This window comes from Haloferax sp. Q22, assembly GCF_001482285.1.
Lineage (GTDB): Archaea > Halobacteriota > Halobacteria > Halobacteriales > Haloferacaceae > Haloferax.
The window spans coordinates 81,228-95,930 of sequence record NZ_LOEP01000016.1; the positions used below are offsets into that span (position 1 = coordinate 81,228).

The window sequence follows — 14,703 nt, forward strand, 5'->3', positions numbered from 1 at the left end:
TTGCCGCTATGGTCTCGCGGCCGCTACCGGCGACCGTGACAGACGACGTTCCCGAACGGCCGCCGACGGGGGGACTGGTACAGGCGCTGGACGTGCCACGAAACGCCGCTATCGGGGCGGCCGTCGGCCTCGCGTTGGCCGTCGTCGCCTACCTCTTTCGGGTCCTCGAACTGTTCGGCCCGTTCGCCGGTACCCGCGAGTATCCGATACTCGGACCCGAGGGCTGGTTCCTCATCCTCGCGTTCGTCCTCGCCTCTGCGACGGCGCTGCTCGTCGCGACAGTGCTCACGCTCGTCTCGGCGTATCGACTGAGTAAAACGCTCTGAGCCGTCGGTTCCGTCGGTTCGGCCTCGCCCTACTCGTCGAACTCGCGCTCGTCGCCGACGAGTTCGCCCAGTCGTTCCGCGCCGGCTCTGGTTCCTTTCGCGATGATGAGGTCGCCGCCGTGGAGCCGCGTTTCCGACCCCGGCGAGACGACCCACTCGCGGCCGCCAGCCCGGCGGACCGCGATGACGCGCATTCCCGTCTCGGTCTTGACGCGCCGGTCGCCGAGGGTCGCCTCCGCGAGGTCGCTTGCGGGGGCGACCCGCAGGCGGATGATGACCTCGTCGGACTCCTTGACCGCGGCGGCGACGACCGGGTGGGCGTCGATGCCGCGGAGGACGCCCTCGGCGATTTCGAGCGCGGCGTCCGAAATCATCTCGGTCGCGCTCGCGAGTTGGACGAGCCCACGGAGCGACACGGGGTCTTCGACCCGGCTCGCCGCGCGGAGCGTCCACGCCTCGAACCGGGACTTGAGCGCGTCCACCTCGGCTTCGAGTTCCTCGACCTCTTCGGCGACGCCCTCGCTGTCGAACAGCACCGCGCCGTAGGCGAGGTCGACGGCGAGTTCGCTCATATCCTTCATCAGGACGATGGAGTCGACCGCCCGCTCGAGGTCCTCGATGGTCGGCTCCGGCACATCCGGCGGGTCGTACCGGAGGCCCGTGGCGGCCTCGTGGACGGTCTGGAGGCCGTCGTCGCGGCCGCGGAGGAGGAGCACGTCGCCGGCGCGGAGCGTCGTCTCGTGGTCGGGGTTCGTCACCCACTCGCCGGCGCGGTGGATGGCGATGACGCGGACGCCCGTCTCGGTCTCCATGTTGATGTCGCCGAGCGTGCGACCCGCGTACGGCGACTCGTCGGTGAGTTCGCACCGGATCGTCGTCTCGACCGCCTCGGGGAGCGCCGCGCGGATGGCGTCCGGGAGGCCGATGTCCTCGATGACGACCTTGGCGATGTCGCCCGCGGCGTCCGAAATCTTCTCGGCCGCGCCGACGACGCCGAGGACGGGCGCGAGTTCCTCCGCGTCCTCGGGGCTCCGGGCCGCCATCATCAGGCTCATGCGCGCCTGTAGCTGAAGGATGTCCATCCGCTCTTCGAGGTCGAGGACCTCGGCCGCGAGGTCGTCGTTGGCGTGGAGGACGGCGGAGTACGAGAGGTCGATGAGTAACTCCGCGGTGTCTTTCATCTCGGCGAGGACGGCCTTGACGCTGACAGGCTCGTACTCGATGTCCTCCGGATTCATGCGCCCGCCTTCACGACGGGACGGCAAAAGGCTTGCCAGGAATAGTGGTGCCACCGTGGTTCGAGAGAGCTACGTCGCGGGCGGATATGACTTCGCGGGTGGCCCGAACCGCGCGCGACCGCCCTCGGTGAACCCCGTATAAGGGCACCGAAAACAACGACAATTGTCGAACACTATTTTAGACACCGGCTACCCACGAAATCGACAGACGGGGCTGCCGTTGTATGTGTATGGCGGTCGATAACATATGAGTGAAAACGATAACGCTTTTTTGAGATGGTAGGCAACGTTCTGGGTATGTCAGGCGAACTGAAGCGGGGGCTGGAAGGTGTGCTGGTCACCGAATCGAAACTCAGCTTCATCGACGGCGATGCGGGACAACTCGTTTACTGCGGTTACGACATCGAAGACCTCGCACGGGACGCAAGCTACGAGGAGGTACTCTACCTTCTGTGGCACGGAGAGCTTCCGACGCGCGAGGAACTGGATGCGTTCTCCGACGAACTCGCGGCCCATCGCGGCCTCGATGACGGCGTCCTCGACGTGACGCGCGAACTCGCAGAGCAGGACGAGTCGCCGATGGCGGCGCTCCGAACGCTCGTCTCGGCGATGTCGGCGTACGACGAAAACGCCGACTTCGAGGACGTGACCGACCGCGAGGTTAACCTCGAGAAGGCAAAGCGCATCACGGCGAAGATGCCGTCGGTACTCGCGGCCTACGCCCGCTTCCGTCGCGGCGACGACTACGTCGAACCCGACGAGAGCCTGAATCACGCGGCGAACTTCCTCTACATGCTCAACGGCGAGGAGCCGAACGAGGTGCTCGCCGAGACGTTCGACATGGCGCTCGTGCTCCACGCCGACCACGGTCTGAACGCTTCCACGTTCTCCGCGATGGTCACGTCCTCGACGCTGTCTGACCTCTATAGCGCGGTCACGTCCGCCATCGGCACGCTCTCGGGGTCGCTCCACGGCGGCGCGAACGCGAACGTCATGCGGATGCTGAAGGACGTCGACGACAGCGACATGGACCCGACCGAGTGGGTCAAAGACGCCCTCGACCGCGGCGAGCGCGTCGCCGGGTTCGGCCACCGCGTCTACAACGTCAAGGACCCCCGCGCGAAAATTCTCGGCGCGAAGTCCGAGGCGCTCGGCGAGGCCGCCGGCGACATGAAGTGGTACGAGATGTCGGTCGCCATCGAGGAGTACATCGGCGAGGAGAAGGGTCTCGCGCCGAACGTGGACTTCTACTCCGCGTCGACGTACTACCAGATGGGCATCCCCATCGACCTCTACACCCCCATCTTCGCCGTCTCGCGCGCCGGCGGCTGGATTGCGCACGTCCTCGAACAGTACGAGGACAACCGTCTCATCCGCCCCCGCGCCCGCTACACCGGCGAGAAAGACCTCGAGTTCCCGTCGGTCGACGAGCGATAGACAGCGAGTCAACGAGTCGCACGCGACTTTTTCCCGTTCGCCGTCTCCCGGAGCGACGCGTCGTCCCTCGCGGTCGCCCCGTTCCTCGCTTCCACAATTTCCGCGAGTCCTACGTCGCCCGTGCCGTCTCGCGCTCAGTCGTCTTCGCCCACGTCGTCGACGCCGACGCTTCCGCGTTGGACCATGAGCGAGTCGGCGTGGCCCGCCCAGTCGGCGTAGTAGAACGCGACCAGCGCGAACAGCCCCATCCACGTGAACGACAGGACGATGCCGATTCGCGCGCCGAGCGGGCCGTAGCCGAACACCTCGACGAGCAGGTAGGACGCGCCGACGAAGAAGCCGAACACCCCGGTCAGCCGGGCGACGAAGGGGATTCGCGTCGCGCCCGCGCCCTGCAGCGACCCGGACAGGCCGACGAAGAGCGCCAGTCCCGGCGCGGCGAGGCCGTAGGCGACGGCGAACTTCACGGCCCACTCGAGGTCCGCGCCGCCGCCGGAGCCGACGAGGCCGACGACGGGTTCGGTGAACGCCGCGAGGAAGAGCCCGATGCCGCCGACCGTAACGACTGACAGGAGCGCCACCGCGCCGCCCTGATACCGCGCGGCCTCGCTGTCGCCCGCCCCGAGCGCCTGCCCGACGAGGACGCTGGCGGCGACGTTGTAGCCGCGCGCCAGCGGGCTCGCGACCTGCTGGTAGACCCGGCGGCCGATTTGGAAGCCGGCGTTGACGGCGTCGCCGAAGCCGAGGAGCAGGGCGTTGAACGGGAACTCCGCGAGTTCGGCGGCGATTCCCTCGCCGACCCGCGGGGTCGCGATGCGAACGAGTTGGCTGGCGACCGTCCGGTCGCGGGGGCGGACCAGCGAGGTCGGCGACGCGGGCCGGGCGAGCGCGACGAGAAGCAGTCCCGCCGAGAGGACGTTGGCGGTGGAAGTCGCGAGTCCGACACCCAGCACGCCGAGCGCCGGCAGGCCGACGAGACCGAAGCCGAGACCGACCGACAGCCCGATGTTGACGACGTTGGCGAAGACGTTGACCAGCATCGGCGTCCGGGTGTCGCCGACGCCCTGAAGCGACCGCGAACCGACCAGCGAGACCAATCGCGCGGGCGAGGTGGCGAAGATAACCGCGAGATACGTCGTTCCCAAGGCGACCGCCCTGTCGCTCGCCGGGAACGCGCCGATGGCCGCCTCGCCCAGCGTGAACCCGAAAATCAGGAACGGGATGCCCGCGAGGAACGCGAGGAGGAGCGCCGTCGAGATAGCCTCGCTCCGGTTGGCGTCCGCGCCGCTCCCCGTGTCCTGACTGGAGAGCGCAATCGCACCGCCGCCGAGGCCGAGGCCGATGCGGAGCGGGAACCGTGCGTAGAGGTCGGCGAGGCCGATAGCGACGACGGCGGCCGGGGAGAGCGCCGCGGTGACGGCAACGTCCACGGTCCGCATCGCCGTCTGTGCGGTCTGCTCGGCCATCACCGGCCACGCGAGCGAGAAGATCCGCTTCCAGACTCGCCGGAGACGGCCGAGGTTCATGCCGAGGCCACGGACCTCGCGCAGTTGACGGTATCGGAAGCGGCGGTCCCGTCGGGCACTCTCGATGCGACGCGCGAATGACGAGTGTCATACGCGAGCGATGGGTCGCCGCTGTCGTGCGCTTTCACTTTCACTCCGGGTGGGGGACGTTTATATGCACGGGGACCAGAAAGACAGTTGCACGTCACACGCGTGCATTCCCCCTTTCCCCCTTCCCGACCGGCGAGCGACGGCGACGGCGCGCGTTGACGGAGGCGAATCCGAGTTTTCAACCGACGACCATGAGGGTTGACATCACGGCCCTGATACGGACGAGTTCCCGAACGATTAAACACAGACACGGGTGATTTCTGACCATGCTCACGCTTGACGACGTACGCGCCGCCCGCGAGCGCGTCGAAGCGGTCGCCCGATGGACACCGCTGGAGTACTCGCACACCTTCTCGGAGATGACGGGTGCAGAGGTGTACCTGAAACTGGAGAACTCCCAGCGCACGGGGTCGTTCAAGATTCGCGGAGCGACGAACCGCATCACCACGCTCTCCGACGAGGAGCGAGACGCGGGCGTCGTGACCGCGAGCGCCGGCAACCACGCGCAGGGCGTCGCGCTCGCGGCGTCGCGGGCGGGTGTGAACGCGAAAATCGTCATGCCGGAGTACGCGCCGATTTCGAAGGTGAAAGCGACCGAGCGCTACGGCGGCGACGTGGTGCTCTACGGCAACGACTACGACGAGGCGCAGACCAAAGCCCACGAAATCGAAGCGGAGGAGGGGCGGACCTACGTCCACGCTTTCGACGACGAGTACGTCATGGCCGGGCAGGGGACCATCGGCCTCGAAATCGCGGATGACTGCCCGGACCTCGACACCGTGGTCGTCCCCATCGGCGGCGGCGGACTCATCTCCGGTATCTCGACGGCCATCAAGGAACAGTTCCCCGACGCCCGCGTCATCGGCGTGCAGGCGGAACAGGCCTCCAGCGCCGCGGACTCGCTGAACAAAGGGTCGATTCAGACCATCGACGAGGTGGACACCATCGCCGACGGCATCGCCGTCCGCAGAATCGGCGACAAGCCCTTCGAAGTCATCCGCGAGCGCGTCGACGAGGTCGTCACCGTCTCCGACGAGGAAATCGCGGTGGCGCTTACCTACCTGCTCGAACGCTCGAAGACGCTGGTCGAGGGCGCGGGGGCCGTCGCGCTCGCGGCGCTGGTCTTCCAGAAGTTCGACTACGAGGAGGGCGAGGTCGTCGTCCCCGCGCTGTGCGGCGGCAACATCGACATGAACACGCTGACGACTGTCGTGATGCGCGGACTCGTCGAGACGGGCCGGTACCTCAAGATTCGGACCGAACTGAAAGACCGCCCCGGCTCGCTCGAACAGCTCATCGAGATCATCGCCGCGGAGAAGGCGAACATCTACGCCATCAGGCACGACCGCACCTCTCGGAAAATCGCGCTGAACGCGACGGAAGTCGAAATCGACCTCGAAATGCGCGGGCCCGACCACGTCGATTCGCTCCTCGGGGAGCTCCGCGACGCGGGCTACGACGTGGAAGTCCTCGACTGACCGCGTGGCCGGAGGCGGGCTTCGAGTCCCGCGTTGGAAGCCGGGGGGTCAGGCGAGTCGCGTGAGGCCCATAAACACGAGGAGCGTGCCGATGCCTCGGTAGAGCCAGACGGGCGGGGCGGACCCCTCGGACCCGTCGGAAGACGTGTGGCGGAGGAACTCGAACCCGAACGCGTGGATTCGCGCCGGGAAGACGAGGTACGCGACGCCGAGCGCCACGACCCCGACGGAGCCGACCTGCCACAGGAGGTTCATGTGCTAAGTCCGAACTGTTCCGGCATATGCCCGTCGGTCGGGTCGGCGCGTCGGCGGCCGGAGTTCGTCCGAGACGGGCGCGTTTCGGGAGTGTGAGCGCGTTTCTGTCCCCGACGAACGCTCGCCTTTTTACCCGGACGATTATGTCGAATTCGGGCGAGAGACACCACCTACGATGGTTTTCAGTTCGTGGGAAGCATGCGGGGATTGACCCTCCCCCAATACGAAGGCCTTTAACAGGGAAGTCCCCGCCCCTCGCTCCCTGGTTCGCCCCGTCGTCGGCGCTCCCCACCAAACCATGCTCGACCCAGTCATCGCCAGTCGGCTGCAGTTCGCGCTCACGACCATCGTCCACATCATCTTCCCCGTGATGAGCATGGGCCTCGCGCCCTTCCTCATCTACTTCACGTGGAAAGACATCCGCACCGACGACCCCGTGTACGAACAGCTCAGGCGGTTCTGGACGAAGATTTTCGCCGTCTCGTTCGTCGTCGGCACCGTGACCGGCATCGTCCTCGAATTCGAGTTCGGGACGAACTTCGCGGCGTTCTCGACGGCGGCCGGCGAGCTGTTCGGCGGCCCGCTGGCGACCGAGGGGATGATGGCGTTCATGCTCGAAGCGACGTTCCTCGGGGTGTTCGTCTTCGGCCGCGAGAAGGTCTCCGACGCGCTCTACATGGTTTCGGCCGTCGCCGTCGGCCTCGGGACGTGGCTCTCGGCGGTGTGGATTCTCGTCGCTAACTCGTGGATGCAGACGCCCCGGGGGTACGAACTCGCGCGCGAGGGCGGCCAACTCGTCGTCTCGCTCGTCGACCCAATCGCGGCGTACGCCAACCCGCGGTTCCCGTGGATGTTCGTCCACATGCAGAACGCCGCGGTGTTGTCGGTCGCGCTGTTCATGGCCGGTGTCGCGGCGTACCACGTCTGGCAGCGCGGCATCGACGCCGACGACGAGCGCGAGGACGCGCGCTTCTGGCGGAAGACGCTCAAAATCGCGCTCGTCGTCCTGCTCGTGACCGCGCCGTTTCAGGCGATCCACGGCGACGCCTACGGCCGGCACGTCTACGAGACCCAGCCGCAGAAGTTCGCCGCCATGGAGGCCGTCTGGGAGACCGACAGCTACGTCCCGGAGTACATCTTCGCCATCCCGACGAGCCTCGAACACATCACCGACCCGCGCGCCAAGGAACTGCTCGGCATCGGGATTCCCGGCGGGGCGTCGTGGCTGGCGAGCGGGGGTGACCCCCAAGCCGAAATCACCGGCCTGAACGAGTTCGACACGGAGGCCCCGCCGGTCGCCATCGTCTTCTGGTCGTTCCGGCTCATGGTCGCCGCCGGCTTCTGGTTCATCCTGTTGGCCTTCTGGGCGGCCTATCGCTGGTGGACCGACGACCTGTACGACGACGACCTGTTGCACAAGGCGTTCGTCGGGTCGTCGCTCCTCGGCATCTTCGCCGTCGAAGTCGGCTGGATAGTCACCGAGGTGGGCCGACAGCCGTGGGTCATCCAAGGCGTCCTCAGGACGAGCGAGGGCGTCTCGCCGGGGCTCACCGGCTTCGAAGCGACGCTCACGCTCGCCGGCTTCGCCGTCGTGTACACCGGCCTGCTCGCGCTTTACACCTACGTGATTCGCCGCATCATCCGCGAGGGTCCGCCGAGCGTCGACGAGACGGCGGCGGGCGAGGCCGCCTCCCCCGCGGAGGTGACCGGCGATGACTGACTACGGCGCGTTCGCCACGGACCCGCTTTTCGGCCTGCCGCTGCAGGAGTTGTGGTTCGGGCTCGTCTTCTTCATCCTCGGGATGTTCCTGTTCCTCGACGGCTTCGACTTCGGCGTCGGGGCCGTCTTCGCGACCCGCGACGACGACGAGGAACGCGAGACGCTTTTGGCCGCCATCGGCCCCTTCTGGGACGGCAACGAGGTGTGGCTCGTCGTCTTCGGCGGCGCGCTGTTCGCCGCGTTCCCGGCGGTGTACGCGAACCTCTTCAGCCGCCACTACCTGCTCATGTTCGCCATCCTCGGGGCGCTCATCCTCCGCGGGCTCGCCCCCGAGATGTACGAACAGCGCCACGACGAGGCGTGGCAGACGTGGTGGGGGCGAGCGTTCGTCGTCGGCAGCGTGAGCGCGCCCTTCTTCCTCGGCGTGTTCGCCGCCCACTGGCTCCTCGGCGTCGAGTCGCTCCTGTCGCTTCCCGGCGTCGTCGTCGGCCTCGCCGTCGTCGCGCTCACCGTCGTCGCCGGCGTCGGTTTCCTCGCCATGAAGACCCGCGGGAGCCTCCAGCGCGACGTTGCCGACTACGGTCCGCGGGCGATAGCGGCCTACCTCGCGCTCGTCGTCGTCACGCTCGGCTACCTCGTCGCCGTCCGCCCCGACCTCGGCGTCCTCGCGCCGATTCCGCTGGCGCTCGTCGTCGTCAGCCTCGCCGCCGCCGCGGGCTACCTGCTCGCGCTCCGCGACGGGCGCTACACGCTCGCGTTTGGGACCGTGCCGGTCCTCGTGTTCGCGTTCGTCGCGCTCGTGGCGACGCTCATGTTCCCCCTGGCCGACCCCGCGACCGGGCTGACCGTCGCGGACGCCATCATCTCCGTGCTCCCGCTGAACATCATGAGCGTCGCGTCGGCGCTCCTCCTGCCGCTCGTGTTTACCTACTTCGGCATCCTCTACACGACGTTCAGCGGCCCCATCGAAACCGGAGAATCGTACTCCTGACCGACTGCAATCGACCCTTCCCCCACAACCAATCCAACCATGGCTACGCTCCCCAACACCAAACCCACCGCCGAATCGCTCACCAAACCGCTGACCCTCCTCGGCCTCGGACTGGTCGTCGTCAGCGTCGCCGTCGCGGGGTTCGCGCTCCGAGACGGCGACGTGGTCACCGCGCTCGGGATGGGGCTGTTGTTCGCCTCGGGCGTCCTCACGACCGGCATCAGCCTCTCCGGGAAGTCGGTGTAACCCGACGGACCACGGCGGGGAGGTTCCGCCGCGGACCCGGTCGTTCCACCCTATTTTATCACGTCGTGGCGAAATCCACCGCGTATGAAGCGCGTCATCGAAACCGACGAAGCGCCGGCCGCGGTCGGTGCGTACAGTCAGGCGACGACCAACGGCTCGCTGCTCTACACGGCGGGGCAGATTCCGCTGACGCCGGACGGCGAACTCCTCGACGACGAGGACATCGCGACGCAGACGACGCAGTCGCTCGACAACGTGATGGCCATCCTCGCGGAGGCCGGCGCGGACGCGACCGACGTGCTGAAGACGACGGTGTTCCTCGCCGACATCGACGACTTCGAGGAGATGAACGAGACGTACGCGACCTACTTCGACGAGGAGCCGCCGGCACGCTCGGCGGTCGAGGTCGGCAACCTGCCGAAGGGCGTCGGCGTCGAAATCGAGGCCGTCGCCGTCGTCGACGAGGAGTAACGTGGTCCGCCGCGTCCGGTCCGCGCTCGCGTGGGGCGCAGCGAGCCTCCTCCTCGTGGGCGTCCTCGCGCAGGGCGCGGTCCTCCTCGGACTCGGCATCGACGCGTCGTTCGGGGCGGTCGCCGCGGTGGCGGTCGCGTCCGGCGTCGCCGTCGGGTCCGTGACATACGTCATCGAACCGCGACTCGAACGGAAAGGAAGGGCTTAAATTATCCAGGCGGGAACGTTGCGTTGTAAGCCAGGATGGCCGAGCGGTAAGGCGCACGCCTGGAAAGCGTGTTCCCTCTGGGATCGGGGGTTCAAATCCCTCTCCTGGCGCTTCTTCCGAACTCAACCCACGTAGCAGCGCGTCTCGTCGCGCTGCGGACTGCGAGTTCGGAAGAACGCCTCAGTTGGATTTGAACCAGAGAGCGAAGCGAACAGAGTGAGCGGAGCGACTGAGGTTCAAATCCCTCTCCTGGCGCTTCTCTGAAAAGCCACATCTGCGACCCCGACCCGAACCGAGCACACCGACTCGAATCACTTGCCTTCGTGCCAGGTACACATAGCTTCTCCCTCAATCGCCGGACGGCGGGAACCGTCGCCGGAGTCTATCGCCCCGCTCGCCAAGGACCACTTACGTCGAAACTGGCAGGGCACCCCCAGTTCGACGCGACCCGAGGCACCACCACAGACCCAACCTACGGCAGCGCCACAGAAGCGACCGTATCAACTGTTCGGACAAAACATTCATCCCCATGGGATACGATACCACGATTGACAATGCCTGACACCAAGACCGGCCGCGAGAAGAAGGGCCTCAACAAGCGGACCCAGCTCACCGAGCGGCTGTACGAACGAGAGTTATCGGTGTTAGACGAAGACGACGACGAGCCCCCGCTCGACGCCGCGAGAGACGAGACCGACGGCGAGTTCATCGCGGACGAACTCCCCGACGACGACTGACGGCGCGACCGCCAACCACGCGAATTTTTATCGGGCGCAACAGAACGTGTGAGCGTGCAACACCGTGCGAACTACGCGACCGTGTTTATCGGGTCGCACCTCCACCCCGAAGGAGAGGCGCTCGACCTCGACTGGGCGGACGACGCCGGAGACGAGACGGCGACGTTCGAGTTCGACGTCCCGACCGACGACCCGCGAGAGCCGTACCTCGGTATCCAGGCGTTCGACGTGGGCGAGTACGGCCACGAGATTCGAATCAACGGCGACTCGCTTTCGGGGTTCGACATCCCGCCGGGCGACGGCTGGCAGTACTGGGTCGACACCGTGACCGGCGCGAGCCTCGTCGAGGGCTCGAACACCATCCGAGTCGTTCGCGACGACGACGGCGACGACGCGTTCGCCGTCGGAACGGTGACGGTCCACTGGAAAGAGCCGGTCGAAGAGTAGCGTATAAAGAGGCTCGGCCGGGACAGAATTGTGGTGTGAAATGACGTACCACAGCAAATCCTCGAACACCCGATAGGACGCATCTGTCGCGCGTTTACCGGGATAACGCGGCAAACGCACGGAGTTCAGTGCTCGATTCGTCGGCGAAGCTTTTTTATAGAATCACAAACAATCAAGGCCTGTCTATGAGCCAGCGAATGCAGCAGGGTCAGCCGATGATCATCATGGGCGAGGATGCACAGCGCGTCAAGGACCGCGACGCGCAGGCGTACAACATCCGCGCCGCACGAGCAGTCGCCGAGGCGGTACGTTCCACACTCGGCCCGAAGGGGATGGACAAGATGCTCGTCGACTCGATGGGCGACGTCACCATCACGAACGACGGCGTCACCATCCTCAAGGAGATGGACATCGACAACCCGACGGCCGAGATGATCGTCGAAGTCGCCGAGACGCAGGAGGACGAAGCCGGCGACGGAACGACGACGGCGGTCGCCATCGCGGGTGAACTCCTCAAGAACGCCGAGGACCTCCTCGAACAGGACATCCACCCGACGGCCATCATCCGCGGCTTCAACCTCGCCTCCGAGAAGGCGCGCGAGGAGATCGACAACATCGCAGAGCGCGTCGACCCCGACGACGAGGAACTCCTGAAGAAGGTCGCCGAGACCTCCATGACGGGCAAGAGCTCCGAGCTCAACAAGGAGCTGCTCGCGGACCTCATCGTCCGTGCCGTCCGGCAGGTCACCGTCGAAGCCAACGATGGCTCCCACGTCGTCGACCTCGAGAACATCTCCATCGAGACGCAGACCGGTCGCTCCGCGTCCGAGTCCGAGCTCCTCACCGGTGCCGTCATCGACAAGGACCCCGTCCACGACGACATGCCGGTCCAGTTCGACGAGGCCGACGTGCTGCTGCTCAACGAGCCCGTCGAGGTCGAGGAGACCGACATCGATACGAACGTCTCCATCGAGAGCCCCGACCAGCTCCAGAAGTTCCTCGACCAGGAGGAGGCCCAGCTGAAGGCGAAGGTCGACCAGATCGTCGACTCCGGCGCTGACGTGGTCTTCTGCCAGAAGGGCATCGACGACCTCGCCCAGCACTACCTCGCAAAGCAGGGCATCCTCGCGGTCCGCCGGACGAAGAAGTCCGACATCCGCTTCCTCAAGAACATCACCGGTGCGGCGGTCGTCTCCGACCTCGACTCCATCGAGGCCGCAGACCTCGGTCGCGCCTCCATCCGCCGCGACGAGGCCGACGAGCTGTTCTACGTCGAGGGCATCGGCGACGACGTCCACGGCGTCACGCTCCTGCTCCGCGGCTCCACCGACCACGTCGTCGACGAACTCGAACGCGGCGTCCAGGACGCTCTCGACGTTGTTGCGTCCACGGTTGCCGACGGTCGCGTGCTCGCCGGCGGCGGCGCTATCGAGGTTGAACTCGCCTCGCGCCTCCGCAACTACGCCGACTCCGTCTCCGGGCGCGAGCAGCTCGCCGTCGAGGCGTTCGCCGACGCGCTCGAACTCGTCCCGCGCGTGCTCGCCGAGAACGCCGGTCTCGACTCCATCGACACGCTCGTCGACCTCCGCGCGGCCCACGAAGAAGGTCAGGTCCGCGCCGGTCTGAACGTCTTCACCGGCGAGGTCGAAGACGCGTTCGAGGCTGGCGTCGTCGAGACGGCCCACGCGAAAGAGCAGGCCGTCGCCTCCGCCTCCGAAGCCGCCAACCTCGTCCTCAAGATAGACGACATCATCGCGGCCGGTGACCTCTCCACCGGCGGCGATGACGACGAAGAGGGCGGCGCACCCGGCGGCATGGGTGGCATGGGCGGCATGGGCGGTATGGGCGGCGCGATGTGAAGATCGGCTAACGACTTCACTCACCCATCCCCCGACGCCTGCACCGCGCGACAGACCATTTCATTTTAGGCAGAAGACGGCAGTCGAATGGCCGAGTAGCCGCAGCTACACCCTCAAAACGACGGCACACGATACAGCGGCAGTCGGAGACCGTCGATTGCGACTGGCCCGACAATCGACCGAGAGCCGGCCACGTTGAGTCACCGACTCCATAATAGTTGGATAATTCTCTCACTTTCTAAGACACACTTGCAGTTGTGTTCAGAAATGGAACGAACTAAGTAGCAGGTACGGCAACGTGTCTCCATGCGCAAGACGCTGCTGTTGAACAAGGACGACGTTCACGAGAACGTCCAGATGCCGGAGCTCATCTCGGCCATCGAGGACGCCTTCGCCGCCTACGAGTCCGGCGACGCCCAGATGCCGCCGAAGTCCTACATCGACCTGCCGCAGTACAACGGCGACTTCCGGTCGATGCCCGCCTACCTCGACGCGGGCGACTGGGACGCCGCGGGCATCAAGTGGGTCAACGTCCACCCCGACAACGGCGACAAATACGACCTGCCCACCGTCATGGGCACGATGATCTACTCCGACCCCGAGAACGCCTTCCCGCTGGCGCTCCTCGACGGGACGGAACTCACGATGCTCCGCACCGGCGCGGCCGCGGCTGTCGCCACCGACTACCTCGCCGTGGAGGACGCCTCTTCGATGGGTATCATCGGCGCGGGCGTCCAGTCGTACACGCAGCTTCGCGCCATCAGCGAGGTCCGCGACATCGAGGAAGTCGTCATCTCCGACCTCGACGAGGAGCGCGTCGCCGACTTCATCGACGCCTTCGAAGACCAGTTCGACATCCGCGCAGGCTCCATCGAGGAGGCCGCCAGCTGTGACGTGCTGTCGACCGTAACCCCCGTCGAGTCGCCCATCGTCCCGCGCGACGCGGTCGGCGACCACACCCACATCAACGCGATGGGTGCCGACGCCGAGGGCAAGCACGAACTCGCCGACGAGGTGCTCTTGGACGCCAAACTCGTCATCGACGACCACGCCCAGACCACCCACTCCGGCGAAATCAACGTCCCGTACAATCAGGGCGTCCTCACCGACGACGACATCCACGGCGCAATCGGCGACATCGTCCTCGGGAACCTCGACGGCCGCACCGACGCCGACGGCATCAGCGTCTTCGACTCCACGGGACTGGCGATTCAGGACGTCGCAGCGGCCCACGTCGCCTACGAACACGCGTTCGAAAACGACAACGGCTACGCGTTCGACCTCCTCGGTCTCGCCGAGTAAGGTCGCCCGACGCGACGCCGCTGGCATTCATCTTTCTCTTTTGCGGTCCGACGCCCCGAGCTACGGGTTCGGGCCACGCTGCGCGTTGAGGTAGCCGAACACCTTCGAGAGCACGTAGACGATGGCGATGAAGGGCAAGAACGGTACCAACAGGACGATGAGTATGAGAAGCATCGTCCACCCGATGGAGTCCATCTCGCTGTCGGGGCGCATTCGGGACCCCGGCGTGACGGTGTGGTAGGCCTTCTGTGCGAGGCTCAGCGAGTCGTCTTCGCTCATGCGGTAGTGTTAGTTCGACGAGACGATAAGTCGAACGCCGACCGGACGCGCCGCTCCGAGCGTCGCGTTCGGCCGAAAGTGGGTTCGGTCGCG

16 protein-coding genes and 1 tRNA gene are annotated in these 14,703 nt (G+C 66.3%); 13 read left to right on the forward strand and 4 right to left on the reverse strand.

Annotated features, from left to right (window positions below; all coding sequences use genetic code 11):
* Positions 1–8 precede the first annotated feature (8 nt).
* Positions 9–326 (forward strand): hypothetical protein, encoded by a 318-nt coding sequence (locus tag AM590_RS05785; protein ID WP_004973404.1) that lies wholly within the window; start codon positions 9–11, stop codon positions 324–326.
* A gap of 29 nt (positions 327–355) precedes the next feature.
* On the opposite strand, the gene AM590_RS05790 is transcribed toward AM590_RS05785, so the two are convergent.
* Positions 356–1,564: a potassium channel family protein gene (locus AM590_RS05790; protein ID WP_058826649.1), complete on the reverse strand. Its 1,209-nt coding sequence runs from the start codon at positions 1,562–1,564 to the stop codon at positions 356–358.
* A gap of 297 nt (positions 1,565–1,861) precedes the next feature.
* Here AM590_RS05790 and citZ point away from each other — a divergent pair, with 297 nt between their 5' ends.
* Positions 1,862–3,001 (forward strand): citrate synthase, encoded by a 1,140-nt coding sequence (citZ, locus tag AM590_RS05795; protein WP_058826650.1) that lies wholly within the window; start codon positions 1,862–1,864, stop codon positions 2,999–3,001.
* A gap of 134 nt (positions 3,002–3,135) precedes the next feature.
* Here the strand turns inward: citZ and AM590_RS05800 are convergent, their stop codons facing one another.
* The gene (locus AM590_RS05800) at positions 3,136–4,527 is read right to left on the reverse strand and encodes an MATE family efflux transporter (protein WP_058826651.1); all 1,392 of its coding nucleotides are present in this window, start codon (positions 4,525–4,527) and stop codon (positions 3,136–3,138) included.
* 356 nt (positions 4,528–4,883) lie between these two features.
* On the opposite strand from AM590_RS05800, the gene ilvA reads away from it, so the two are divergent.
* Positions 4,884–6,095, forward strand: a complete 1,212-nt coding sequence (gene ilvA, locus AM590_RS05805; RefSeq protein WP_058826652.1) for a threonine ammonia-lyase — start codon at positions 4,884–4,886, stop codon at positions 6,093–6,095.
* 48 nt (positions 6,096–6,143) lie between these two features.
* Here the strand turns inward: ilvA and AM590_RS05810 are convergent, their stop codons facing one another.
* A complete protein-coding gene (locus tag AM590_RS05810) occupies positions 6,144–6,350 on the reverse strand; it encodes a hypothetical protein (protein ID WP_058826653.1) in 207 nt (68 codons plus the stop codon).
* A gap of 298 nt (positions 6,351–6,648) precedes the next feature.
* On the opposite strand from AM590_RS05810, the gene AM590_RS05815 reads away from it, so the two are divergent.
* The 10 genes from AM590_RS05815 to AM590_RS05860 all read left to right on the forward strand — a co-directional run bounded on the left by AM590_RS05815 (position 6,649) and on the right by AM590_RS05860 (position 14,331).
* Entirely contained in the window at positions 6,649–8,070 is a 1,422-nt protein-coding gene (locus tag AM590_RS05815) for a cytochrome ubiquinol oxidase subunit I (protein ID WP_058826654.1), read from the forward strand.
* Positions 8,063–9,061 (forward strand): cytochrome d ubiquinol oxidase subunit II, encoded by a 999-nt coding sequence (locus tag AM590_RS05820; RefSeq protein WP_058826655.1) that lies wholly within the window; start codon positions 8,063–8,065, stop codon positions 9,059–9,061. Before AM590_RS05815 ends, AM590_RS05820 begins: the two co-directional genes overlap by 8 nt.
* A gap of 39 nt (positions 9,062–9,100) precedes the next feature.
* On the forward strand, positions 9,101–9,307 hold the full coding sequence (locus AM590_RS05825; protein ID WP_058826656.1) for a hypothetical protein: 207 nt from the start codon (positions 9,101–9,103) through the stop codon (positions 9,305–9,307).
* An 84-nt stretch (positions 9,308–9,391) separates the two neighbouring features.
* Entirely contained in the window at positions 9,392–9,778 is a 387-nt protein-coding gene (locus tag AM590_RS05830) for a Rid family detoxifying hydrolase (RefSeq protein WP_058826657.1), read from the forward strand.
* A 1-nt stretch (position 9,779) separates the two neighbouring features.
* Positions 9,780–9,986: a hypothetical protein gene (locus AM590_RS05835; RefSeq protein ID WP_058826658.1), complete on the forward strand. Its 207-nt coding sequence runs from the start codon at positions 9,780–9,782 to the stop codon at positions 9,984–9,986.
* A gap of 29 nt (positions 9,987–10,015) precedes the next feature.
* Positions 10,016–10,096, forward strand: a tRNA-Ser gene (locus AM590_RS05840).
* Between the two features lie 444 nt (positions 10,097–10,540).
* The gene (locus tag AM590_RS05845; protein WP_058826659.1) at positions 10,541–10,723 is read left to right on the forward strand and encodes a hypothetical protein; all 183 of its coding nucleotides are present in this window, start codon (positions 10,541–10,543) and stop codon (positions 10,721–10,723) included.
* 54 nt (positions 10,724–10,777) lie between these two features.
* The gene (locus tag AM590_RS05850) at positions 10,778–11,170 is read left to right on the forward strand and encodes a hypothetical protein (protein ID WP_058826660.1); all 393 of its coding nucleotides are present in this window, start codon (positions 10,778–10,780) and stop codon (positions 11,168–11,170) included.
* A 215-nt stretch (positions 11,171–11,385) separates the two neighbouring features.
* Positions 11,386–13,029 carry a thermosome subunit beta gene (thsB, locus tag AM590_RS05855; RefSeq protein WP_058826661.1) on the forward strand — a complete coding sequence of 548 codons (1,644 nt, stop codon included), beginning with the start codon at positions 11,386–11,388 and terminating at the stop codon, positions 13,027–13,029.
* A gap of 306 nt (positions 13,030–13,335) precedes the next feature.
* On the forward strand, positions 13,336–14,331 hold the full coding sequence (locus tag AM590_RS05860) for an ornithine cyclodeaminase family protein (RefSeq protein ID WP_058826662.1): 996 nt from the start codon (positions 13,336–13,338) through the stop codon (positions 14,329–14,331).
* 60 nt (positions 14,332–14,391) lie between these two features.
* Here AM590_RS05860 and AM590_RS05865 read toward each other — a convergent pair whose 3' ends face one another.
* Positions 14,392–14,610: a hypothetical protein gene (locus AM590_RS05865; RefSeq protein WP_058826663.1), complete on the reverse strand. Its 219-nt coding sequence runs from the start codon at positions 14,608–14,610 to the stop codon at positions 14,392–14,394.
* Between the last annotated feature and the right edge of the window lie 93 nt (positions 14,611–14,703).